This window comes from Streptomyces sp. NPDC054866 (assembly GCF_053610745.1).
Map to the genome: position 1 here is coordinate 76392 of NZ_JBSGZA010000009.1, position 23591 is coordinate 99982.

16 protein-coding genes are annotated in these 23591 nt (G+C 70.6%); 14 read left to right on the forward strand and 2 right to left on the reverse strand.

Annotated features, from left to right (window positions below):
• Positions 1-5: 5 nt before the first annotated feature.
• The 8 genes from ACWGI2_RS35120 to ACWGI2_RS35155 all read left to right on the forward strand — a co-directional run bounded on the left by ACWGI2_RS35120 (position 6) and on the right by ACWGI2_RS35155 (position 11140).
• Positions 6-1259, forward strand: coding sequence for an SLC13 family permease (locus tag ACWGI2_RS35120; RefSeq protein WP_453700111.1), 1254 nt, complete (start codon positions 6-8; stop codon positions 1257-1259).
• Positions 1260-1399: 140 nt separating this feature from the next.
• On the forward strand, positions 1400-3493 hold the full coding sequence (locus ACWGI2_RS35125; protein ID WP_453700113.1) for a phosphocholine-specific phospholipase C: 2094 nt from the start codon (positions 1400-1402) through the stop codon (positions 3491-3493).
• Between the two features lie 213 nt (positions 3494-3706).
• Positions 3707-5980 (forward strand): MMPL family transporter, encoded by a 2274-nt coding sequence (locus ACWGI2_RS35130; RefSeq protein ID WP_453699894.1) that lies wholly within the window; start codon positions 3707-3709, stop codon positions 5978-5980.
• Positions 5949-6527 carry a GNAT family N-acetyltransferase gene (locus tag ACWGI2_RS35135; protein WP_453398072.1) on the forward strand — a complete coding sequence of 193 codons (579 nt, stop codon included), beginning with the start codon at positions 5949-5951 and terminating at the stop codon, positions 6525-6527. Before ACWGI2_RS35130 ends, ACWGI2_RS35135 begins: the two co-directional genes overlap by 32 nt.
• Positions 6528-6562: 35 nt before the next feature.
• Positions 6563-7183, forward strand: coding sequence for a hypothetical protein (locus ACWGI2_RS35140; protein WP_453699896.1), 621 nt, complete (start codon positions 6563-6565; stop codon positions 7181-7183).
• Positions 7184-7382: 199 nt separating this feature from the next.
• Positions 7383-7568, forward strand: coding sequence for a hypothetical protein (locus ACWGI2_RS35145; protein ID WP_453699898.1), 186 nt, complete (start codon positions 7383-7385; stop codon positions 7566-7568).
• Between the two features lie 104 nt (positions 7569-7672).
• Complete coding sequence (locus ACWGI2_RS35150) at positions 7673-10777, forward strand: helix-turn-helix transcriptional regulator (protein ID WP_453699899.1); 3105 nt, start codon at positions 7673-7675, stop codon at positions 10775-10777.
• Between the two features lie 90 nt (positions 10778-10867).
• The gene (locus tag ACWGI2_RS35155; RefSeq protein ID WP_453699901.1) at positions 10868-11140 is read left to right on the forward strand and encodes a DUF6191 domain-containing protein; all 273 of its coding nucleotides are present in this window, start codon (positions 10868-10870) and stop codon (positions 11138-11140) included.
• Positions 11141-11192: 52 nt separating this feature from the next.
• Here ACWGI2_RS35155 and ACWGI2_RS35160 read toward each other — a convergent pair whose 3' ends face one another.
• Positions 11193-12365 carry a PQQ-dependent sugar dehydrogenase gene (locus ACWGI2_RS35160; protein WP_453700115.1) on the reverse strand — a complete coding sequence of 391 codons (1173 nt, stop codon included), beginning with the start codon at positions 12363-12365 and terminating at the stop codon, positions 11193-11195.
• A gap of 87 nt (positions 12366-12452) precedes the next feature.
• Positions 12453-13445, reverse strand: coding sequence for an aldo/keto reductase (locus ACWGI2_RS35165; RefSeq protein WP_453699902.1), 993 nt, complete (start codon positions 13443-13445; stop codon positions 12453-12455).
• A gap of 97 nt (positions 13446-13542) precedes the next feature.
• Here ACWGI2_RS35165 and ACWGI2_RS35170 point away from each other — a divergent pair, with 97 nt between their 5' ends.
• The 6 genes from ACWGI2_RS35170 to serA all read left to right on the forward strand — a co-directional run bounded on the left by ACWGI2_RS35170 (position 13543) and on the right by serA (position 23565).
• Positions 13543-14493 carry a 2-hydroxyacid dehydrogenase gene (locus tag ACWGI2_RS35170; protein ID WP_453699904.1) on the forward strand — a complete coding sequence of 317 codons (951 nt, stop codon included), beginning with the start codon at positions 13543-13545 and terminating at the stop codon, positions 14491-14493.
• Positions 14494-14936: 443 nt separating this feature from the next.
• A complete protein-coding gene (locus ACWGI2_RS35175) occupies positions 14937-17819 on the forward strand; it encodes a putative bifunctional diguanylate cyclase/phosphodiesterase (RefSeq protein WP_453398131.1) in 2883 nt (960 codons plus the stop codon).
• 232 nt (positions 17820-18051) lie between these two features.
• Entirely contained in the window at positions 18052-19902 is a 1851-nt protein-coding gene (locus ACWGI2_RS35180; protein WP_453398079.1) for an acetolactate synthase large subunit, read from the forward strand.
• A gap of 29 nt (positions 19903-19931) precedes the next feature.
• Entirely contained in the window at positions 19932-20459 is a 528-nt protein-coding gene (ilvN, locus tag ACWGI2_RS35185; RefSeq protein WP_160507374.1) for an acetolactate synthase small subunit, read from the forward strand.
• Between the two features lie 110 nt (positions 20460-20569).
• Positions 20570-21568 carry a ketol-acid reductoisomerase gene (gene ilvC / locus ACWGI2_RS35190; RefSeq protein ID WP_453699906.1) on the forward strand — a complete coding sequence of 333 codons (999 nt, stop codon included), beginning with the start codon at positions 20570-20572 and terminating at the stop codon, positions 21566-21568.
• Between the two features lie 392 nt (positions 21569-21960).
• Complete coding sequence (gene serA, locus ACWGI2_RS35195) at positions 21961-23565, forward strand: phosphoglycerate dehydrogenase (RefSeq protein WP_453398080.1); 1605 nt, start codon at positions 21961-21963, stop codon at positions 23563-23565.
• Positions 23566-23591: the final 26 nt, after the last annotated feature.

Below are 23591 nucleotides of genomic sequence, written 5' to 3' on the forward strand. Positions count from 1 at the left end.
CTCCCCTGAACACCCTCACCGCCGAGATCCTCTCCGTCGGCCTGCTGCTCGCCGTGCTCGCGTTCGCCGTCATACGGCCCCGGCGGTGGCCCGAGGCCGTCGTCGCCCTGCCTGCCGCCGGGATCGTCGTGGGGGTCGGGGCCGTCTCGCCGCGGCATGCGCTCGCCGAGGTCGAGAGTCTGCTGCCCGTGGTGGGGTTCCTCGCGGCCGTTCTCGTGCTCGCTCAACTCTGCGCGGACGACGGGCTCTTCGCCGCCGCCGGGGATCTGGTCGCCCGGCTCTGCGGTGGGCGGACGAAGGCGCTGCTCGGCGGGGTCTTCGCGGTGGCCGCCGCCGTCACCGCCGTGCTCAGCCTCGACGCCACCGTCGTCCTGCTCACCCCGGTCGTCTTCGCCACCGCCGCCCGCGTCGGGGCGAGGCCGCGGCCGCACGTCTACGCCACCGCCCACCTCGCCAACTCGGCGTCGCTCCTGCTGCCCGTCTCCAACCTCACCAACCTCCTCGCCCTCACCGCCAGCGGGCTGAGCTTCACGCGGTTCGCGCTGCTCATGGCGTTGCCGTGGCTGGTCGCGATCGGCATCGAGTACGTGGCCTTCCGGCGGTACTTCGCCGTCGATCTGGACGCGGGCGCCCTTGAGCCCAAGGAGACCGAGCCGACCCCCGTGCCGGTCTTCACCCTGGTCGTCCTCGGGCTCACGCTCGCCGGGTTCGTGGTGACCTCGCTCGCGGGCCTCGAACCCCTGTGGGCCGCCCTCGCGGGGGCCGCCGTCCTCGCGAGCCGTGCGCTGCTGCGACGGCGTACGAACGCCACCGCACTCGTCCGCTCCGCGAACCCCCTCTTCTGCCTGTTCGTGCTCGCGCTCGGCATCGTCGTCAAGGCGGTCGTCGACAACGGCCTCGGCTCCGGCATCGAGTGGCTCCTGCCGGACGGCGCCTCGCTGCCCGCGCTGCTCGCCGTGGCGGCCGTCGCCGCCGTGCTCGCCAACCTGATCAACAACCTGCCCGCGATCCTCGCCCTGCTGCCCGCCGTCGCCCCCGCGGGCCCGGGCCCGGTCCTCGCCGCCCTGATCGGGGTCAACATCGGCCCGAACCTGACATACGTCGGTTCGCTCGCCACGCTGCTGTGGCGCCGCATCCTCCACGACCACGGCACGGACGCCGAGTTGGGGACCTTCACCCGCCTCGGCGTGCTGACCGTGCCCCTCACGCTGGCGGCGTCGACCGTCGCGCTCTGGGCGGGGCTGCGGATCGGCGCCTGAGCCCCGGGCATCCGTTCATACCGACTTCGTCCCCAAGTCTTCACACGGATACCGGACTTCACTAGCGTCCCGCCGAGTAGGTCAATGGATCAGCGGAGAACCATTGGCCGTCGACTGGAGGTCGTTACGTGTCCCCGGAGATTTCCCGCAGGCGACTGATGGCGGTCGGCGGTGGCGCGGTCGGCGCCGCCGCCGTCGGATCCTTCCTGCCCCCGTCGTTGCAGCTGGCACTGGCGCAGGACCGGCACAAACCCGGCAGCGGCGGGCTCGACTCGATCGAGCACGTCGTCATCCTGATGCAGGAGAACAGGTCCTTCGACCACTACTTCGGCGCCCTGCGCGGCGTACGCGGCTTCGGCGACCGCAACGCCGTCCGGCTCCCGAGCGGCAAGTCCGTGTTCGAACAGCCGGGCGTGCTGCGCACCGTCATGCCCTTCCCGGTCCGCGAGGCCGCGGCGGCGCAGAAGAAGGACCTTCAGTACATCGGCGCCCTCGACCACTCCTGGAGCGGCGGCGCCAAGGCCTGGCACGACGGCTGGATGGACGGCTGGATCACCGCCAAGACCGCGGCGACCATGGCGTACTACACGCGCGACGACATCCCGCTGCACTACGAACTCGCCGACACCTTCACCGTCTGCGACGCCTACCACTCCTCCATCCACACCTCCACCAGCCCCAACCGCAACCACCTGTGGAGCGGGAAGACCGGCTTCGAGGCGGACGGCACGCGTGCCGTCGAGAACGACGCGTACGACGAGGGCAAGCACCCCGGCTACGACTGGGGGACGTACGCCGAGCGCCTGGAGAAGGCGGGCGTGAGCTGGCAGACGTACACGGAGTGGGAGAACTTCACCGACAACCAGATCGAGTTCTTCACCACCTTCAAGGCCATCGCCCGCAAGGTCCTCGCCAAGACCGGCCTGACCTTCATGGAGGCCTTCTACGCCAAGGTGCGCGACGCCAAGGACGACGCCGAGCGCGAGAAGCTGCTCGCCACCCTGGAGGAGGGCGTCGCGACCCTCACGAAGGCGGAGAAGTCGCTGTTCGAGCGCGGCCTCCGGCGCGTGCCGACGGGGAAGCTCGCCGAGACGTTCGCCAAGGACGTCGCGGACGGCAAGCTGGCGAAGGTCAGCTATCTGGTGCCGTCCGCCCTGGACTCCGAGCACCCCAGCGTCTCCTCGCCGATCCACAGCGCGACCATCGTCTACAAGGTCCTGGACGCCCTCGCCTCGCACCCCGAGGTCTGGCGGCGCACCGCCGTCTTCATCAACTACGACGAGAACGACGGCTTCTTCGACCACGTCCCGCCGCCCGTCCCCGGCGGCGAGAGCGACGAGGCCAAGGAGGAGCACTGGCAGGGGCGGCCGACCGGCCTCGGCGTGCGCGTGCCCATGCTCGTCGTCTCGCCCTGGACCGTCGGCGGCTACGTCTGCTCCGAAGTCTTCGACCACACCTCGGTCGTGCGCTTCCTGGAGAAGTGGACCGGCATCGAGGAACCCAACATCAGCGCCTGGCGCCGCAAGGTCACCGGCGACCTCACCGGCGCCTTCGACTTCAGGCGCGGCCACCGTCAGCCCGAGGTGGAGCAGCCCGGCGCCATCCCGGAGTTCAGCGGCCGCTGGTCCCCGCAGCCGCCCCTGAAGCAGTCCATGCCGGTCCAGGAGCCGGGCACCCGCCGCGCCCGCCCGCTGCCCTACCAGCCCGACGCGTACGTGAAGCGGGGCGAGAGCGGTGCTCTCTCGGTGCGGCTGCGCAATGGCGGACGCTCCAGCGCGCACTTCGCGCTCTATCCGTACGCCGGTGAGTTCACGGCCCCGCTCCACCAGGACGTCGTACGCGAGGGCTCCTGGACCGTGCCGGTGCCGGGGGACGCGTACGACTTCACGATCACGGGGCCGAACGGCTTCCGGCGCGAGTTCGCGGGCGGCAAGGACGGCGGCGCGCAGCTCGCCTCCGCGATCACCCGCCGCGAGATCCACCTGACCCTGGCCAACCGGGGCCGCAAGGAACTCGTCTTCACCGTCAAGCCGGTCGGATACGTGGACGAGCACGTCGTCAGGAGGCGCACGCGGGTCGTGCGCGTCAAGGCGGGCAGCAGTCGCACGATCGCCTGGCACACGGCAGACGAGCACGGTTGGTACGACATCCAGGTGACGGTCACGGGTGAGCCCGTATTCCGGCGGCGTCTGATGGGGCACATAGAGAACGGACGCGCGAGCGTATCGGGCTGAAGCCACAGTTCTCAGGGTGTGCGAGGTTCCGATGGGGCCTCGCACACCCTTTGTGCCCTTGTGAGGAAGCCCACGAACCGGACCAACGATCTCCAGGCCCTGTCAAAGTGTCTCTGGCGCTTATGTCATCGCTCATACGTTCTTTGCGGGCTGTTCAGGTCATTCAAGACGGTTCCCGATAAAGATCCACGAACCACATCAGGGAGCCGGTCAGTGGCAGCACTCGCACGGTGGTGTGTGAAGCACCGCCTCCTCGCAGTACTGCTCTGGCTCGTCGCTCTCTCGGGCGCCACGAGCGCCGCCGCGCTCGCCGGATCCTCGTACTCGAACGACTACGAGGTGCCGGGCACCGAGTCCGGCCGTGCGACCCAGCTCCTGAACGAGGGCTTCGAAGGCCTCGGCGGCGACAGCAACACCGTCGTCTGGAAGACCGAAGCGGGCACCACCGTGCGCGCTGCCGACGTCGAGCAGACGATGACCGACGCCCTCGACAAGATCGAGGACATGCCCGCGGTGGCCTCCGTCAGCAGCCCGTACGACGGGAGCGGCGCCGCACAGATCAGTGACGACGACCGCATCGCGTACGCGAACGTCACCTTCCGCGAGCAGGCCGACGACATCGGCAAGGCGGACGCGCAGGCGCTCGTCGACACCGCGAAGGCCGCCGCTTCGGACAGCCTGGACGTCGAGCTCGGCGGCAGCGCCGTCGCCCTCACCGAGTCCAAGAGCGCCCAGACCGCCGAGATCGTCGGGGTCGCCGTCGCCGCCGTCGTGCTCTTCCTCGCCTTCGGCTCGCTCGCCGCGTCGATCCTGCCCATCGCCACGGCGCTGGTGTCGGTCGGCACGGCCTACGCCGGCATCGTGCTGCTCGGGCACGTCATGACCGTCGCGGACTTCGCCCCGATGCTGGGCACGCTGATCGGGCTCGGCGTCGGCATCGACTACGCGCTGTTCATCGTGACCCGCCACCGCAAGGGCCTCAAACAGGGCCTGCCGGTGGCCGTCGCCGCGGAACGCGCGGTCGCCACCACCGGGCGCGCGGTCGTCTTCGCGGGCGCCACCGTGTGCATCGCGCTGCTCGGCATGCTCATCCTGCGGCTCAGCTTCCTCAACGGCGTCGCGATCGCGGGATCGCTGACCGTCCTTCTCACGGTCGCCGCGTCCGTGACCCTGCTGCCCGCCCTGCTGTCCTGGATCGGCCCGCGCGCGCTCAGCCGCCGCGAACGCCGCGCCCTGGCCGAGCACGGACCGGCCCCGGAGCTGCCCACCGGGCTCGCCGCCCGCTGGTCCGCCTTCGTGGAGCGGCACCCGAAGCTGCTCGGCGTCGTCGCCGTCGCCGTGATGGCGCTGCTCGCGCTGCCCACGCTCTCCCTCCACCTGGGCACCTCCGACCAGGGCAACAACCCGGCGTCGACGACCACACGCCAGGCCTACGACCTGCTCGCCGACGGCTTCGGCCCCGGCGTGAACGGCCCCCTCACCCTCGTCACGGACGTCGAAGGAGCGGGCGACCGACTCGCCCTCACCAACCTCGTCCCCACACTGGAATCGACCAAGGGCGTCGCCTCCGTCAGCCCCGTCACCTACGACACTGACGGCACCGTCGCCCACATCACCGTCGTACCCGACTCGTCCCCCCAGTCCGAGCGGACCAGCGATCTCGTCGACCGGCTCCGCGACGACGTGCTCCCCAGGGCCGAGGCCGACACCTCGCTCGACGTGGCGGTGGGCGGTGTCACGGCGAGCTACGACGACTTCGCGGAGATCATCGTCGGCAAGCTGCCGCTCTTCGTGGGCGTGGTCATCGGCCTCGGCTGCGTCCTGCTGCTCCTCGCCTTCCGGTCCATCGGCATCCCCCTGAAGGCCGCCGCGATGAACGTGGCCGCGGTGGCGTCCGCCTTCGGGGTCGTCGTCGCGATCTTCCAGTGGGGCTGGGGGAGCGAGCTGCTCGGCCTCGGCTCGGCCGGACCGATCGAACCCTTCCTGCCCGTGATCATGGTGTCCGTACTCTTCGGGCTCTCGATGGACTACCAGGTCTTCCTGGTCAGCCGGATGTACGAGGAGTGGCTGGAGACCGGCGACAACCGGCGGGCCGTCCGCGTCGGCCTCGCCGAGACGAGCCGCGTGATCAACTCTGCGGCCGTGATCATGATTTCGGTCTTCCTCGCCTTCGTCCTGAGCGGCGACCGGGTCATCGCGATGTTCGGCATCGGCCTCGCCGCCGCGGTCGCGCTCGACGCCTTCGTCCTGCGTACGTTGCTGGTGCCGGCCCTCATGCACATGCTGGGCGGCGCCAACTGGTGGCTGCCGCGCGGCCTCGACCGCTGGCTGCCGCGCATCAGCATCGAGCCGCCGGAATGTCGTTCGAGTACGGCCGTCGTGAGTGCGAGGATCCGGGGGCAACGGGACGCGCGGGAGAGCGCGGACGTGGTGCCGGACGGAATGAAGGAGCGGGATGTTCGCGATATCGCTGGGCGAGGGCGCTGAGCTGAGGCCCATCGAGCCGTGGCAGGCGCGGGAGTTCCTCACGCACGTAGAGCGTGCGCGGGAGTACGCGGGGCCTTGGGTGCCCCTGACCGTGCGGGTGAAGGACCTCGAATCGGCGCGGGAGCTGCTCCAGATGTTCGCCGACAGGCAGGCCGCCGACACGGGCCGCCTGTACGGCATCTGGCTGGACGGCACGCTCGTCGGCGGAGTGCTCTTCCGGATCTTCGACACGGCCAACGAGACCTGCGAGGTCGGCGTCTGGCTCGAGCCTTCGGCCGCCGGGCGCGGTCTGATCACCAGGGCGAGCCGGGTCCTCATCGACTGGGCGGTGGACGAGCGCGGCATGCACCGCGTGGAGTGGCAGGTGTCCACGCTGAACGCCCCCAGCATCGCGGTCGCCGAGCGCCTCGGGATGACCAAGGACGGCGTGCTGCGGGAGAGCTTCCCCTGGCAGGGGGTGCGGCACGACATGGAGGTGTGGTCGGTGCTCGCGCCGGAGTGGCGGAAGGCGCGCGAGGCTCGTCAGGGCGCCGAAGCGGCTCGTTAAGAAAGCTCTCAGACTCCGTCCGTACGGTGCGGGGCATGGGAACTAAGACAGAGGACGAGAGCGCGGCCGAGGCGGCCGCAAAGCCCGCAGAGCCGGAGGCCGCGGACACCGCCGACACCACGGACGCCGCGAAGGCGGACGCCGGCAAGGTGGACGCCGTCAAGGTGGAGAAGACCGCCTCGGCCGATGAAGCCGTCGAGGGCGACGACGCCGACGACGTCGACGAGCTCGTCGTGGTGGACGAGGTCGCTCCGGCCAGGTCCACCGGCGTGTTCCAGGGCGCCGCGGCCGTCGTCTCCGCCGCTCTCGGTGTGATCGGCCTGTCCGGCGGCTGGCTCGGCACGGTCGCCGCGGCCCGCTCGAACATCGTCGGTCAGCTCGAGACCAAGCAGTCGGCGAGCGTCGCCGACCAGATCCAGGCCCTGTACGGCGACTCCTGGCAGGTCACGGCGCTGATCGCCGGAGCCTTCGCGCTCGCCGCGCTGGTCGTCGGGTTCGTCGTCCTGGTCAGGCCCGCGTTCGGCGCGCCCGACCAGGTACAGGCGCCGTGGATCAAGTCGGTGGCCTGGGCGGGTGTCGCCCTGGGCGTCATCGGCCTGCTGCTGGCCATCGCCAAGTACTCGGACCTCATCTACGGTCTTCCGTCGACGAGTTGATGGTGGCGCGGCCCCACCGGCGTTCTGAGCCTTAGGGGGGTGGGAGAGGCCTAAGGGCCTCTCCCACCCCCCTAAGGCATTCCGCCCCCTCAAGATGCGGCACTCTCCCGATGTGCCACCCCTGCCTGGCAGACGAAAGTAAAGGCATCGCAGAAAGCGAAGCCGGACACCGGACGTCACACCAGCTCAGGGAGTCGAAATGTTCGAGTACGAAATGCACCAGCTGCGCGCCGCCGAGCTCATCCGCGAGGCCGACCGCCGCCGCCTCCTGCGCGAGGCCCGTGAGGCCAAGGCGGAGCGCGCCGCCCGCCGCTCGGCCGGCCACGAAACCGAGGGGCGGGTGAGTACGACCCAGCGGAGAAGCCGCTTCACCCGGGCCGCGTGATGGGGGAGGCGACGGCGACAGACGTGATGGGGGAGGCGGCGGCGACAGAAGCGACCGTTTCTGCCCTCGGGATATTTGCTGCCACCAAGCACTCACCCTGTGCGATGCTCACCGCTGTGGAGACCAGGTCCGTAAGCCCCGTGTTCGTCGGCCGTTCCGACGAGCTCGGCGTACTGAACGACGCACTCGCCCGTGCCAAGGGGACGACCCCCGGCACGGGCGAGCCGCAGGCATTGCTGCTCGGCGGCGAGGCGGGCGTCGGCAAGACCCGCCTCATCGAGGAGTTCACCGCGGCGGCCTGCGCCGAAGGTGCCGTCGTCGCGCTCGGCGGCTGCGTCGAGATCGGCGCGGACGGCCTCCCCTTCGCCCCGTTCTCCAGCGCCCTGCGCTCCCTGCGCCGCCAGCTCCCCGCCGAGGTGGACGCCGCGGTCGCCGACCAGGAGGGCGAACTCGCCCGGCTCCTGCCCGAACTGGGCGAGGCACCCCAGCGCCGCAGAGGCACCGACGCCCAGCACGACGAGGAGGGCATGGCCCGCCTCTTCGAGCTGACCGTCCGCCTCCTGGAGCGCATCGCTGCCGACCGCCCGGTCGTCGTCGCCCTGGAGGACCTGCACTGGGCCGACGCCTCGACCCGGCACCTCCTCGCCTACCTCTTCCGCACGCTGCGCAGCGGCCGCCTCGTCGTCGTCGCGACCTACCGCGCCGACGACATCCACCGCCGCCACCCGCTGCGCCCGCTCCTCGCCGAGCTCGACCGCCTGCGCACGGTGCGCCGCATCGAACTGTCCCGCTTCAGCAAGGTCGAAGTGGCCCGGCAGATGGCGGGCATCCTCAGCGCCGAGCCCGAACCGTCCCTGGTGGACGACATCTTCGACCGCTCGGACGGCAACGCCTTCTTCGTCGAGGAGCTCGCGGTCGCCTCGCACGGCGGCAGCTGCGCGAGCCTCACGGACTCCCTGCGCGACCTCCTCCTCGTACGCGTCGAGGAGCTGCCCGAGAACAGCCAGCGGGTGGCCAGGATCGTCGCCGAGGGCGGCTCGAACGTCGAGTACCCTCTGCTCGCCGCCGTCGCGGGGCTCGCGGAGGACGACCTGATCGAGGCGCTGCGGGCCGCCGTCGGCGCCAACATCCTGCTGCCGTCGCCCGACGGCGACGGCTACCGCTTCCGGCACTCCCTGGTGCGCGAGGCCGTCGGCGACGATCTGCTGCCCGGTGAGCGCTCCCGGATCAGCCGCCGCTTCGCCACGGCTCTCGAAGCCGACCCCTCACTCGTCGCCGCCGACCAGCGCGCCGCCCGCCTCGCCAGCTACTGGTACCACGCGCACGACGCCGCGAAGGCCCTCCCCGCCGTCCTGCGGGCCTCCGTCGAAGCCCGCCGCCGCTATGCGTACTCCGAGCAACTGCGCCTCCTGGAACGGGCGATGGAGCTGTGGGACGACGCCCCCGAGGACATCCGCCTCGACCTTCGCCCCCTCGACTACGCCGAGGTCTACCCTCCCTGCGGCTGCGACCCCGCCACCACCCCGCTGCGCTACCTCGACCTCATGGCGGAGGCCTCCGTCGCGGGCCGACTCTGCGGGGAGCGGGAGCGCGCCCTGAAGATAACCAAGCGTGCGCTGCGGTTCCTTGCCGACGAGGACGATCCGCTGCGCGCGGCCTGGTTCTGGATCCAGCGCTCCCGGCTCACCTCGACGCTCGGCCGCGGCGACGGCTGGGCGGAGATCGCCACCGCGCAGGAACTGGTCCGCGGCCTCCCGCCGTCCGAGGTGCACGCCGAGGTGCTGACCAACGTCGCCTCCTGGGGCATGCTCCACAACCCCGGTGCCGAGACTTTGGCGTCGGCCCAACGCGCCGTGGAGTACGCCCGGATGGTCAAGGCGGAGGAGACCGAGCTCAATGCCCGGCTCATCCTCGGCGGCCTTCTGGTCGACGCGGGCGACGTCGAGCGGGGCTTCGCCGAGATGTACGCGGTCAGGGACCGGTGCGTGGAGCCGCCGGGCCTGGTCTCCCGCATCCCGCACATCCACGTCAACCTGCCGTCCGTGCTCGAAGGCGCGGGCCGCTCGCTCGAATCCCTGGAGGTCGGCGACCAGGGCCTCGCGCTCTGCCGGAAGTACGGCCTCACGGACACCGAGAGCTGGGTCCAGGCCAACAAGGCGGAGTCCCTTTTCTCGCTGGGCCGTTGGGACGAGGCGGTCGAGGCCTCCGAGGCGGCCCGCCGTGGTGCGCTCAGCATCAAGCCGCGGGGCGGTGCCGCCCTGCATCTCGCGTTCATCGCGCTCGGCCGGGGTGACTTGGCCGAAGCCGCCGCCCAACTGGCCACGGCCCGCGGTCACTACGGCTCGCACGACCGCATGCCGCAGTACTTCCTGCCCATGATCCACGCCGCCCTCGGCATCGCGGGGGCCGACCCCGACCGCGCGTCGGGCGTCGCCGCGGCGCGCGCCGAGCTCGAACAGGCCCTGGCCACGGGCTTCCCGCCCGGCACCCAGCGCTACACCTGGCCCCTGCTGCTCGCCGCCGCCACCTCGGAGGCCGATACGCGCGGCCTGCCCGCCGCCGAGCCCGGCAGGGCCGATGCCATCGACAGCATCCGCCGAGCCGCCAAGCGCCTCCCCTCGCCCATGCCGGTCTGGGTCGCCTACGAGAAGTGGGTCCGCGCCGAACTCCTGCGCGCCGAGGACCGCGACACCCCCGCCGACTGGTCCGCCGCGGTCACCGCGTTCGAAGCCGTCGACCGCCCCTACGACTTGGCCCGCACCCGCGTCCGCCTCGCCGAGTCCCTCCTCGCGGCCTCTGCCGGCGTGGGCGCCGAAGCGGATCGTGAGCGCGCCGCCGGGCTGCTGCGGCAGGCCCGCGAGGTCGCCGAGCGCCTGCGGGCCCGGCCCCTCGCCGAGTCCGTCGCCGGGCTCGCCCAGCGTGCCCGCCTGCCCCTGAGCGACGACGACTCCGCGATCCCTCACCTCACCCCGGTCGACCCCGCCGAGGCGCTCGGCCTCACCAGCCGGGAGCGGGACGTGCTCCGCCGCGTCGCCGCGGGCCGCAGCAATCGCCAGATCGCCGAGGAGCTCTTCATCTCCCCGAAGACGGCGAGCGTCCACGTCTCCAACATCCTCGCCAAGCTGGGCGTCGCAGGCCGGGGCGAGGCGGCGGCCCTGTCCCACCGCCTGCGCCTGTTCCCCGCGGAACACGCACAGTCCGCAGGCTGACCTGCGCTTTCCCGGCCCCGGACGGATCCCGGAGGCTTTGCCGGGCACTCGCTTACGCTGGTAGGAGGAACCCGGCCGCCAGGAGGCGCAGTGTTCAACCCGATCGAGCTTTTCCAGCCCGGCCGCAAACACACGCACGACGAGCAGAAGCGGCTGGAGCTGAGCCGGGTCGACGTGGCCGACGGCGACCCGGGCCGCGGCCCGATAGACCTGACCTCCGGCAAGGTGGTGGTAAGGATGCCGCAACAGGCCACAGCCCTGGAACCAACTCCGCCCGCCACAGCCACAGCCACCACCGCAGAAGCCTCCGCCGCCACAGACGCACCCCCGGCCCCCGCGACGACCACAGAGCACGAGCGCTAGCCGGCGCCGGGACAGCGAGCCCGCACTGGGCCCGGCCGTCGGCAGGAGCCCCCTACTTCACCGTCACCTCGAGAATCTTGTCGTCCCCCTTCTCCGGGGTGCCCCGGGAGTCGGTCTCGTTCGTCAGCAGCCACAGCTTGTCCCCGCCCGCGGCGACCACCGTGCGCAGGCGGCCGTGCTCCTCCTTCAAGAAGGACTGGGGCTCCAGTGTGCCCTCCACCCCGCGGACCGGGATGCGCCAGAGGCGCTCGCCGCGCAGGCCCGCCATCCAGACGGAGCCCTCGGCGTAGGCGATGCCGCTGGGGGAGGCCTCCGAGGTCTTCCACTGGGCCACCGGGTCCCGGAAGCCCTCCTCGCCGCCCTTGCCCTCCACCTCGGGCCAGCCGTAGTTTTCGCCTGCCTTGATTTCGTTCAGCTCGTCCCAGGTGTCCTGGCCGAACTCCGCCGCCCAGAGCCGCTTCTCCTCGTCCCAGGCCAGGCCCTGCACATTGCGGTGGCCGTACGAATAGACAGGGGAGTCGCCGAAGGGGTTGCCGGGGGCCGGGTCGCCGTCCGCGGTCAGGCGCAGGATCTTGCCGCCCAGTGACTTCTTGTCCTGGGCCAGGCCGGTGTCACCCGTCTCGCCCGTGCCCGCGTACAGCATCTTGTCCGGGCCGAAGGCGATCCGGCCGCCGTTGTGGACCACGCCCTTGGGGATGCCCTTGAAGACCGTGTCGGGCGCGCCCAGCTGCTGGCCGGAGGGCTTCTTCTCGTCGTACAGCATGCGGGCGATGCGGTTGTCCGACTCGGTGGTGAAGTACGCGTAGACCATGTGGTCCGATGCGTACGAAGGAGAGAGCGCCAGGCCCATCAGGCCGCCCTCTCCGGCGGGGGAGACGCCGGGGACCGGGCCCAGTTCGGTCTTCTTTCCCGTCTTCCCGTCGACCCGGGTGATGGTCCCCTCGTCGCGTGAGGACACCAGCAGGTCCCCGCCCGGGAGCGGCGCGAGGCCCCACGGCGACTTCAGGTCCTCGGTGAGTGTCTTGGTGACCGACGCCGATCCCTCTTTTGGCGGGGCGTCGCCGGCGCGCGGCTTTCCCGTGGGTGTCCCGTCCGACTTCGCGGGGCTCGACTCGGCGCTCTTTCCATTGTCCGGCGCGTCTGAGCCCCCGGACGAGCAACCGGCCGTGAGCACAAGGGCGGCGGCAGCCAATGCGGCTGTGACAGCAGGTCGTTGCACGATCAGGTTCCCTTCGACGCAGCGCTTCTACTGTTCATACACCGCTCGGTCCCCACAGGTTCCCAACCCCGCTTCACGGACCCGCGGGCGTCGTCATTCCCACGATCCCATCGCCGAAGGCAGCGCCGCGATCTCCGCCAGGTCCGCCCCGGTCAGCCGTATCGACGCCGCCCCCGCGTTCTGCACCGCCCAGCGCTCCCGCTTGGCCCCGGGGATCGGCACCACATCGCGCCCCTGCGCGAGCACCCAGGCGAGCGCCACCTGCGCCGGGGTCGCGCCGTGCCGCTCGGCGACCCGGCGCAGGCCCACCACCAGCGGCTGGTTGGCCGCCATCATCTCGGCGGTGAAACGGGGATGCCGGGCCCGCACGTCGTCCGGCTCGAAGCCCTGCCCCGGCGTCAGCGTCCCCGTGAGGAAACCGTTCCCCAGCGGCATCGCCGCCAGGAAGCCGACCCCGCGCGCAGCACACCACGGCAGCAGCGTCTCCAGCGCCTCGCGCGACCACACCGAGAGCTCGGCCTCCACCGCGCTGACCGGGAAGACCTGCTGGACCCGCTCCAGCTGCCGGATCGTCCCCTCGTGCAGCCCTCTGCCCTCGCGCCGCGAGGCACGTGCCCCCACCGCGCAAAGACCGAGCGCCCGCACCTTCCCCGCGGCGACGAGCTCGGCCATCGCGCCCCACGTCTCCTCGACGGGCACCTCGGGATCGGCGCGGTGCAGTTGGTACAGGTCGATCGTCTCGGTCTGCAGCCGCCGCAGCGACGCGTCGCAGGCCCGCTTCACATAGCCCGGGCGGCCGTTGGCGACGATGTGCTGCTCGCCTACCAGGAGCCCGCACTTGGTGGACACGAAGGCCTCGGACCGCCGCTCCTTGAGCGCCCTCCCCACCAGCAGCTCGTTGGTGAACGGCCCGTACATGTCCGCCGTGTCCAGCAGGGTCGAGCCCTGGTCGAGCGCGGCGTGCACGGTGCGCAGCGACTCCTCGCCCCGCTGCCGTGAGCCGGTGTATGCCCAGCTCATCGGCATGCAGCCGAGCCCGACCGCACCCACCCCGAGCGCTGCCGCGCCGATCGTCCTGCGGTCCACCTGGCCGTGCCCTCCCACCTCATGTCCGAGCGGCCCCCAACGTAACCTCTGGCTCCGCCTGCGCGGCGTGCGCCCTCCGCGCATTAGCCTCCTGACCATGACGACAGATGTATGGCTCCCCTATGCCGCGGACGAGATCGAAGGCCTGCCCGGAGCAGCCGAAGCCGGGCTCAACTACCGCTTCTGGGACGGCGGCCCGGACTTCCCCGCGGACCCGGCCGACTGCGTGTTCTACGCGGTGCCCTATCTGAAGGGCGCGGAGACCTCCGTACGACCGCTGCCCGAGATGACATCCGTACGCGCCGTACAGACACTCACCGCGGGCATCGACCACGTAGAGGCCGGGCTCAAGTTCCTCGCGCCCGGCGTGCAGTTGTGCAATGCCAAGGGGGTGCACGAGGCCAGCACGGCCGAGCTGACGCTCGCCCTGATCCTCGCGTCACTGCGCGGCATCCCCCGATTCGTTGAGGGGCAGCGGCAGGAGGACTGGCGGTCCGGGTTCTATCCGGCGCTCGCCGACAAATCCGTACTCATCGTGGGGTACGGATCGATCGGATCGGCCATCGAGGACCGGCTCGCCCCCTTCGAGTGCGCGCGGGTGGCGCGCGTCGCGCGCTCTGCCCGTGCCACGGAGCGCGGCCCCGTGCACCAGCTCGCCGAACTGCCGGCGCTGCTGCCCGATGCCGACGTGGTCATCCTCTCCACGCCCCTCACCGACACCTCTCGTGGCCTGGTGGGCGGCGACTTCCTGGCCCGCATGAAGGACGGCGCCCTGCTCGTGAACGTCGCGCGCGGCCCCGTCGTCGACACCAAGGCGCTCCTGGCCGAACTGGAGAGCGGCCGGATCACCGCCGCCCTCGATGTCACCGACCCGGAACCGCTGCCCGCAGGTCACCCCCTGTGGCACGCTCCTGGAGTGCTCATCAGCCCCCACGTGGGCGGATCGACCTCCGCCTTCCTGCCCCGCGCCAAGCGCCTGCTCGCCGCGCAGCTGACCCGTCACGTCGCCGGGGAACCCCTCGACAACGTCGTCCTGACAACCGAGTAGCGCAACCGCCCCGGCCAACGCGGCGTCGCTCAGGGACCGTTCGAGCACACTCCGCGCCTGGTTGTGTGCGCCCCGTGTTCATAACTCCGTCGACAGTCACGGAGCGTAGAGAAGCTATGTCGCTGAGTGACGAGACTGGTGTATCGTCCCGACAGGGGCTGCGCCGTGGACAGTTCGTCGGCGCCGGGGACGAGACATCAGACGCGAGGGGGGCGACGGGCGATGTACGGCCAATGGGCGAACCATCCGACGCGGCGAGGCCGCCGGCGACGACTCTCACGCGCACCGGCTCACAGCCGGAAGCGCGACGGCTTCGCACCCGACGTTCCGGGGCCGATCAGTCACGGGAGGCGGACAGGCGCGGCACGGATCAGGGCGGCCCGGTGAGCACCCGCCCGTCACCCGCCACCGCCCTGGAGGGCGGCGGAGGTCTGACGGCGTCGATGCCGCCCCGAGCTCCCCTGACCCGGCGCCCCGGCTCCGGCGGCGGCGCGGGCCTGGTCTCGCAGATCGCGCTCCTCGTGGTCTGCGGCGGGTATGCCACCGGCGCCGCGTTCGGCTGGGGATCGACCCGGGCCGCCCTGATCATGGGTGACTTCGGTCTGAGCCTCGCGGCGGCGGCCGCCGCGGTCTCCTGTTTCCGCTACTCACGCACCCGGCGAAGCCGCTTTCGACCCGCATGGCTGCTGTTCGCGCTCTCCTCCGCGATGGCGGCCCTGGGCAACGGCGTATGGGGCTGGTACGAGGTCGTGCTCGAGCAGCCGGTGCCGAGTCCCGGCCTCGCCGACCTGTTCTTCCTCTGCTTCGCGCCGCCCGCCATCATCGGCCTGCTCGTGCTCGCCAAGCGACCGGTGACCAAGGCCGGTTGGGTCTGCCTGGCGCTCGACGCCTGGCTCATCGGCGGCTCACTGCTCACACTCTCCTGGAGCCTGGCGCTCGCGCACACGGCGCAGTTCGAGGGCCAGAGCGTCGCGCACGCCGCTCTCTCGCTCGCCTATCCGCTCCTGGACATCGCGCTGGTCAGCATGGTCCTCGCGCTGCACTTCAGACGGTCATCCGCGAACCGTACGGCGGTGAACACGGCGATCGGCGCCCTGGCGCTGACCGTCATGTGCGACGCGATGTTCACCTCGCCCCTGCTGCACGCCAGTTACCGCTCGGGGCAGATGCTGGACGCGGGCTGGTTCGCGGGATCGCTGCTCCTGGCGTACGCACCCTGGGCGGCGCCCTGGCACCGGCACACGGGCGACGCGCAGCAGCAGCACGCGCGCGTGCAGCACGACGACGCCCCCAGGGATGCACGGACCACCACCACCCGGCCGATCGCCGGGTCACTCGCCGCGCTGACGCCGTATCTCGCCGCCGCCGTCTGCACATTGGGAATTCTCTACAACGTGCTCAGTGGCCGCAGCGTCGACGAAGTCGTGCTCTTCACCGCGGGCACGGTCGTCCTCGCCCTCGTCGTGCGCCAGGGCATCATGCTCCTGGACAACATCACCCTCACCCAGGAACTGGCCCAGAAGGAGAACCACTTCCGCTCCCTGGTGCAGGGTTCGAGCGACGTCATCATGATCGCCGCTCCGAACGGCATACTCCACTACGTCAGCCCGGCCGCCTCAGGGGTCTACGGCCGCGACGCCGAGGAGCTCGTCGGCTCCGAACTGGCCTCGCTCATGCACCCCGAGGACCTGGGCCGCGTCGTCCACGAAGTGCGCAGATTCCTCACCGCGAACCCCGTCGAAGAACCCACGACCCGCATCGAGTGCCGCTTCAAGTCCGGTGACGGCGACTGGCTGAACGTGGAGTCCACGGTCAACCGCCACCAGGGCGGCCTCATCTTCAACAGCCGCGACGTCACCGAACGGGTCCGCCTCCAGGCGCAGTTGCAGCACAACGCCGAGCACGACCCGCTCACCGACCTGCCCAACCGCGCCCTGTTCACCCGCCAGGTCGGCCAGGCCCTCACCGGCCGCAGGGTCACCGACCGGGGCACGGCCGTGCTCTTCATCGACCTGGACGGCTTCAAGGCGGTCAACGACACCATCGGCCATCAAGCAGGGGACGAGCTCCTCATCCAGGCGGCCCGCCGCCTTCAGGAGGCCGTCAGGTCCGGGGACTGCGCGGCCCGGCTTGGCGGCGACGAATTCGCCGCGCTCATCGTGGGTGACGGCACCCGCGACCAGGCCGCGCGCGAGCAGCACATCTACGAACTCGCCGACCGTCTCAGAATCACCCTCTCCCAGCCCTACGCGATCGACGGCAACGACGTCCGCGTGGCGGCGTCCATCGGCGTGGCCTTCGCCGAACCAGGCATAGGGGCGGGCGAGTTGCTGCGCAACGCCGACCTCGCGATGTACCGCGCCAAGGCCGCGGGCAAGGGCCGCGTCGAGCTGTACGCCCCCCAGATGCAGGCCGACGTCGTACGCAAGGCGGAGCTGGCGACGCGGCTGCGCACCGCCCTGCACGACGGCGAGTTCGCGCTGCTCCACCAGCCGGTGGTCTCCCTGGACGACGGACGCATCACCTCCGTCGCCGCCCAGGCGCGCTGGCGCTCGGCGCAGGGCATCCTCTTCACGCCCGCCGAGTTCCTGCGCGTGGCCGACAGCTCGGACGCGCAGGAGGGCGCCCGCACCGCCGAGCTCGGCCGCTGGATGATCGAGGAGGCCGTCCAGCAGGCCGCCGAGCGTGGGCGTACGGGCCATGCGACGCCCGTCGCCGTCCGCATCAGCGCGCGGCGCCTCCTGGACCGCTCCATGCCGCTGGGCTCCATCGAGGCGCTCCTCACCCGGTACGGCCTGCCTTCCGGGGCGCTCATCATCGAGCTCGCCGACAGCGACCCCCGGGTGTCCCTGGACGACCTGGAGCGCCGTCTCACCTCCCTGCGCAGACTCGGCGTACGCATCGCCCTTGACGGCTTCGGGAGCGGCTATGCCGCCATCACCGCACTGCGGCGGCTCCCCGTCGACGTACTGAAACTGGACCGCAGCCTCATCGAGGGCGTCGTCGAGTCCGCGCGGCTGCACAAGATCACCTCTGGTCTGCTGCGCATCGCCACCGATCTGGGGCTGCTCTCGGTGGCCGACGGCGTCGACCTTCCGGAGCAGGTCATCGCCCTGCGCGCGATGGGCTGTACGCACGGCCAGGGCATGGCGTTCTCCGGCCCCCTCGACGAGTACCGCCTGCGCCGTGCGCTGTCGATCGGGCAGTATCCGGTGCCGCACGGGCCCGCGGAGCCGGTGCTCGCGGGCGGCCCGCCAGTGGCGTACGGAGGAGGTGTCGAGTCCTTCGCCCGCTCACATAATGAGACCCCCGTCCCACCTACTTGACAGGCACTGTGCGCCGGGGAGAGGGTCAGTGCCATGCGCACCCGAATTCTCGTACTTGGAAAGCGCGTCGGCTGAAGCTGGGACTCACCGGTCCGAACACCGGAATCCCGCACCCGCTCCGACGCGCTCCCCTCGCTTGCCTCACGGCACGAGGGGTTTTTTGTTGCACCGGCACCCGCCAAACCCCCGCAAACACCCCGCAAAAACCCTCAGCTTCGAGAAGAGAATGCCGATGACCGAGCAGGCCACCGGGGCCCACCATCCGCAGCCGCGGCCCCGATCCTCAGGACAGCAGTCCGCCCCCGTCGAGCACGTCACGGGTGCGCAGTCCCTCATTCGTTCTCTCGAGGAAGTCGGGGCCGACACGGTATTCGGCATCCCCGGCGGCGCCATCCTTCCCGCGTACGACCCGATGATGGACTCCACCCGCGTCCGTCACGTCCTGGTCCGTCACGAGCAGGGCGCAGGACACGCCGCCACCGGTTACGCGCAGGCCACCGGCAAGGTCGGGGTGTGCATGGCGACGAGCGGCCCCGGTGCCACCAACCTCGTCACGCCGATCGCCGACGCCCACATGGACTCCGTGCCCATGGTCGCGATCACCGGACAGGTGGCCTCCAAGGCCATCGGCACGGACGCCTTCCAGGAGGCGGACATCGTCGGCATCACGATGCCGATCACCAAGCACAACTTCCTGGTCACCAAGGCGGAGGACATCCCGGCGACGATCGCGGAGGCCTTCCACATCGCCTCCACCGGCCGCCCCGGACCGGTCCTGGTCGACATCGCCAAGGACGCACTCCAGGCGCAGACCACCTTCCAGTGGCCGCCCACCCAGGACCTGCCCGGCTACCGCCCGGTGACCAAGCCGCACGCCAAGCAGATCCGCGAGGCCGCCAAGCTGATCACCGCCGCCAAGCGGCCCGTCCTCTACGTCGGCGGCGGCGTCCTGAAGGCCCAGGCCACCGCCGAGCTGAAGGTCCTCGCTGAACTCACCGGAGCGCCCGTCACCACCACACTGATGGCGCTCGGCGCATTCCCCGACAGTCACGAGCTGCACGTGGGAATGCCGGGCATGCACGGAGCGGTCACCGCCGTCACCGCGCTGCAGAAGGCCGACCTGATCGTCGCCCTCGGAGCCCGCTTCGACGACCGCGTCACCGGCAAGCTGGACAGCTTCGCGCCCTTCGCGAAGATCGTCCACGCCGACATCGACCCGGCCGAGATCGGCAAGAACCGCGCCGCCGACGTGCCGATCGTCGGAGACGCCCGCGAGGTCATCGCCGACCTGATCCAGGCGGTCCAGGCCGAGCACACGGCGGGTCAGAAGGGTGACTACACCGCCTGGTGGAAGGACCTCAGCCGCTGGCGCGACACCTACCCCCTGGGCTACGACCAGCCCGAGGACGGCTCGCTCTCCCCGCAGCAGGTCATCGAGCGCGTCGGCAAGCTCGCCCCCGAGGACACGATCTTCGCGGCGGGCGTCGGCCAGCACCAGATGTGGGCCGCCCACTTCATCGACTACGAGAAGCCCGCCACCTGGCTCAACTCCGGCGGCGCCGGAACGATGGGGTACGCGGTCCCGGCCGCGATGGGCGCCAAGGCCGGCCGGCCCGACCGCACGGTCTGGGCGATCGACGGCGACGGCTGCTTCCAGATGACCAATCAGGAACTGACCACCTGCGCCCTGAACAACATCCCGATCAAGGTCGCCATCATCAACAACGGCGCCCTCGGCATGGTCCGCCAGTGGCAGACGCTGTTCTACAACCAGCGCTACTCCAACACCGTGCTGCACGCGGGCCCGGAGGGCGACACTCCGCCCAACAAGGGCACCCGCGTCCCGGACTTCGTGAAGCTGTCGGAGGCGATGGGCTGCGTGGCACTGCGCTGCGAGCGTCCCGAGGACCTCGACAAGGTCATCGCCGAGGCCAACGCCATCAACGACCGCCCCGTCGTGGTCGACTTCATCGTCCACGAGGACGCCCAGGTCTGGCCGATGGTCGCGGCGGGCACCTCGAACGACGAGGTCATGGCCGCCCGCGGGGTCCGCCCCGACTTCGGCGACAACGAAGACGACTGAGACCGAGAGCGAAAGAGAGACCACGAGTCATGTCCACCAAGCACACGCTCTCCGTCCTGGTCGAGAACAAGCCCGGTGTCCTCGCCCGGATCACCGCCCTGTTCTCGCGCCGCGGCTTCAACATCGACTCCCTCGCCGTGGGCGTCACCGAGCACCCCGACATCTCACGCATCACCATCGTCGTGAACGTCGAGGACCTGCCGCTCGAACAGGTCACCAAGCAGCTCAACAAGCTCGTCAACGTCCTGAAGATCGTCGAACTGGAGCCGGCCGGCGCGGTGGCGCGTGAACTGGTCCTCGCCAAGGTCCGCGCCGACAACGAGACGCGCTCGCAGATCGTCGAGATCGTCCAGCTGTTCCGCGCCAAGACCGTGGACGTCTCGCCCGAGGCGGTCACCATCGAGGCCACCGGATCCAGCGACAAGCTGGAGGCGATGCTCAAGATGCTGGAGCCCTTCGGCATCAAGGAGCTCGTCCAGTCCGGCACCATCGCGATCGGCCGCGGCTCCCGCTCCATCACCGACCGCAGCCTGCGCGCGCTCGACCGCTCGGCCTGAACCGGCCGGAACGCGTCACCGGTCCCGCCCGTATGGCGAGACCTGAAAACTTTCTTCCCCCCGCCCGCCGTACGGTGGGTCGCAACACCAGCACACATAGGAGATTTCCAGTGGCCGAGCTGTTCTACGACGACGACGCCGACCTGTCCATCATCCAGGGCCGCAAGGTCGCGGTCATCGGATACGGCAGCCAGGGCCACGCCCACGCGCTGTCGCTCCGTGACTCGGGTGTCGACGTCCGCGTCGGTCTGCACGAGGGCTCCAAGTCCAAGGCCAAGGCCGAGGAGCAGGGCCTGCGCGTGGTGACTCCCTCGGAGGCCGCCGCCGAGGCCGACGTCATCATGATCCTGGTGCCGGACCCGATCCAGGCCCAGGTCTACGAGGAGTCCATCAAGGACAACCTCAAGGACGGCGACGCGCTGTTCTTCGGCCACGGCCTGAACATCCGCTTCGGCTTCATCAAGGCCCCCGAGGGCGTCGACGTCTGCATGGTCGCCCCGAAGGGCCCGGGCCACCTGGTCCGCCGTCAGTACGAGGAGGGCCGCGGCGTTCCGTGCATCGCGGCCGTCGAGCAGGACGCGACCGGCAACGGCTTCGCGCTGGCACTCTCGTACGCCAAGGGCATCGGCGGCACGCGTGCGGGCGTCATCAAGACGACCTTCACCGAGGAGACCGAGACCGACCTGTTCGGCGAGCAGGCCGTGCTCTGCGGTGGCACCGCGGCGCTGGTGAAGGCGGGCTTCGAGACGCTGACCGAGGCCGGCTACCAGCCGGAGATCGCGTACTTCGAGTGCCTGCACGAGCTGAAGCTCATCGTGGACCTCATGTACGAGGGCGGCCTGGAGAAGATGCGCTGGTCGATCTCCGAGACCGCCGAGTGGGGCGACTACGTCACCGGACCGCGCATCATCACGGACGCCACCAAGGCCGAGATGAAGAAGGTCCTCGCCGAGATCCAAGACGGCACCTTCGCCAAGCAGTGGATGGACGAGTACCACGGCGGTCTGAAGAAGTACAACGAGTACAAGACCCAGGACGAGAACCACCTCCTGGAGACCACCGGCAAGGAGCTGCGCAAGCTCATGTCGTGGGTGAACGAAGAGGCCTGAGGCATTCCGGAAGCGCCGGAGGGAGTGATCTCCCTCCGGCGTTGTCCACCTCGTCCAGCCACGGACGAGTGATCCTTCCGCGGAGGCGTAAGACGGCCTCCGCCGCGCCACTACACTGCTTTCAACAAACGCGTCAGGCCCACAGCGTCGTGCGTCTTCCACGCGGCTGAGCGACACCGAGGAGGGGCAGGCACGTCCCCGAGCCGCCCGGCACGCACTCTCGCCGCACCGGCCAAAGGCCCAAGTAGCTCCGCTACGAGGACCTTCGTCCGGCACGCCGAGAGCACGCACCGAACGACACGGGATCGCACCCGCCCCTCCCCGGTGCCGCTCCCCTCCACCCGCATGCGGCCGTCGGGACGGCCGTCCGCATTGGACTTGTGAGGACTCACGTGAGCACTGCTGCCAACGGCAAACCGGTCGTACTCATCGCTGAAGAGCTGTCGCCCGCCACTGTCGACGCCTTGGGCCCGGACTTCGAGATCCGTCAGTGCAACGGCGCGGACCGCGCCGAGCTGCTGCCCGCCATCGCCGACGTCGACGCGATTCTGGTCCGCTCCGCGACCAAGGTCGACGCCGAGGCCATCGCGGCCGCCAAGAAGCTGAAGGTCGTCGCCCGCGCGGGCGTCGGTCTGGACAACGTGGACGTGTCGGCCGCCACCAAGGCCGGCGTGATGGTGGTGAACGCCCCCACCTCGAACATCGTCACCGCAGCCGAGCTCGCCTGTGGCCTGCTCATCGCCACCGCCCGCAACATCCCCCAGGGCAGCCAGGCGCTCAAGGCCGGTGAGTGGAAGCGTTCGAAGTACACCGGCGTCGAGCTGGCCGAGAAGACCCTCGGTGTCGTGGGCCTCGGCCGCATCGGTGCCCTGGTCGCCCAGCGCATGAGCGCCTTCGGTATGAAGGTCGTCGCGTACGACCCGTACGTACAGCCCGCGCGTGCCGCGCAGATGGGCGTCAAGGTCCTCACGCTCGACGAGCTGCTCGAGGTCTCGGACTTCATCACCGTGCACCTGCCCAAGACCCCCGAGACGGTCGGTCTGATCGGCGACGAGGCCCTGCACAAGGTCAAGCCCGCCGTCCGCATCGTGAACGCCGCGCGCGGCGGGATCGTCGACGAGGAGGCGCTGTACTCGGCGCTCAAGGAAGGCCGCGTCGCGGGCGCCGGTCTGGATGTGTACGCGAAGGAGCCCTGCACGGACTCCCCGCTCTTCCAGTTCGACCAGGTCGTCTGCACGCCGCACCTCGGCGCCTCGACGGACGAGGCGCAGGAGAAGGCCGGCGTTTCCGTCGCGAAGTCCGTGCGCCTCGCGCTCGCGGGCGAGCTGGTCCCGGACGCCGTGAACGTCCAGGGCGGCGTCATCGCCGAGGACGTGCGTCCCGGTCTGCCGCTCGCCGAGAAGCTCGGCCGGATCTTCACCGCCCTCGCGAGCGAGGTGGCGGCCCGCCTCGACGTCGAGGTGTACGGCGAGATCACCCAGCACGACGTGAAGGTGCTCGAACTGTCCGCGCTCAAGGGCGTGTTCGAGGACGTCGTCGACGAGACCGTGAGTTACGTGAACGCGCCTCTCTTCGCCCAGGAGCGTGGCGTCGAGGTCCGCCTCACCACCAGCTCGGAGTCCCCGGACCACCGCAACGTCGTGACGGTGCGCGGCACGCTGACCGGCGGCGAGGAGATCTCGGTCTCCGGCACGCTGGCCGGTCCCAAGCACCTGCAGAAGATCGTCGCCATCGGCGGGTACGACGTGGACCTGGCGCTCGCCGAGCACATGGTCGTCCTGCGGTACGCGGACCGTCCCGGTGTCGTCGGCACCGTCGGCCGTGTCCTCGGCGAGGCGGGCATCAACATCGGCGGCATGCAGGTCGCTCGCGCCGACGTCGGCGGGGAGGCGCTCGCCGTCCTCACGGTGGACGACACCGTGCCGCAGGCGGTGCTCAACGAACTGGCCGAGGAGATCGGTGCGGAGTCCGCTCGCGCGGTGAACCTCACGGACTAGGGCTCCAGAGCCTCGGGCGCCGTCAT

What these genes read in the sequence shown, in the direction of transcription:
- ACWGI2_RS35135 (WP_453398072.1), top strand. Translation starts at nt 5,949, where the DNA reads ATGTTCGCGATATCGCTGGGCGAGGGCGCTGAGCTGAGGCCCATCGAG.
- ACWGI2_RS35140 (WP_453699896.1), top strand. Translation starts at nt 6,563, where the DNA reads ATGGGAACTAAGACAGAGGACGAGAGCGCGGCCGAGGCGGCCGCAAAG.
- ACWGI2_RS35145 (WP_453699898.1), top strand. Translation starts at nt 7,383, where the DNA reads ATGTTCGAGTACGAAATGCACCAGCTGCGCGCCGCCGAGCTCATCCGC.
- ACWGI2_RS35150 (WP_453699899.1), top strand. Translation starts at nt 7,673, where the DNA reads ATGCTCACCGCTGTGGAGACCAGGTCCGTAAGCCCCGTGTTCGTCGGC.
- ACWGI2_RS35170 (WP_453699904.1), top strand. Translation starts at nt 13,543, where the DNA reads ATGACGACAGATGTATGGCTCCCCTATGCCGCGGACGAGATCGAAGGC.
- ACWGI2_RS35175 (WP_453398131.1), top strand. Translation starts at nt 14,937, where the DNA reads ATGCCGCCCCGAGCTCCCCTGACCCGGCGCCCCGGCTCCGGCGGCGGC.
- ACWGI2_RS35180 (WP_453398079.1), top strand. Translation starts at nt 18,052, where the DNA reads ATGACCGAGCAGGCCACCGGGGCCCACCATCCGCAGCCGCGGCCCCGA.
- ilvN (WP_160507374.1), top strand. Translation starts at nt 19,932, where the DNA reads ATGTCCACCAAGCACACGCTCTCCGTCCTGGTCGAGAACAAGCCCGGT.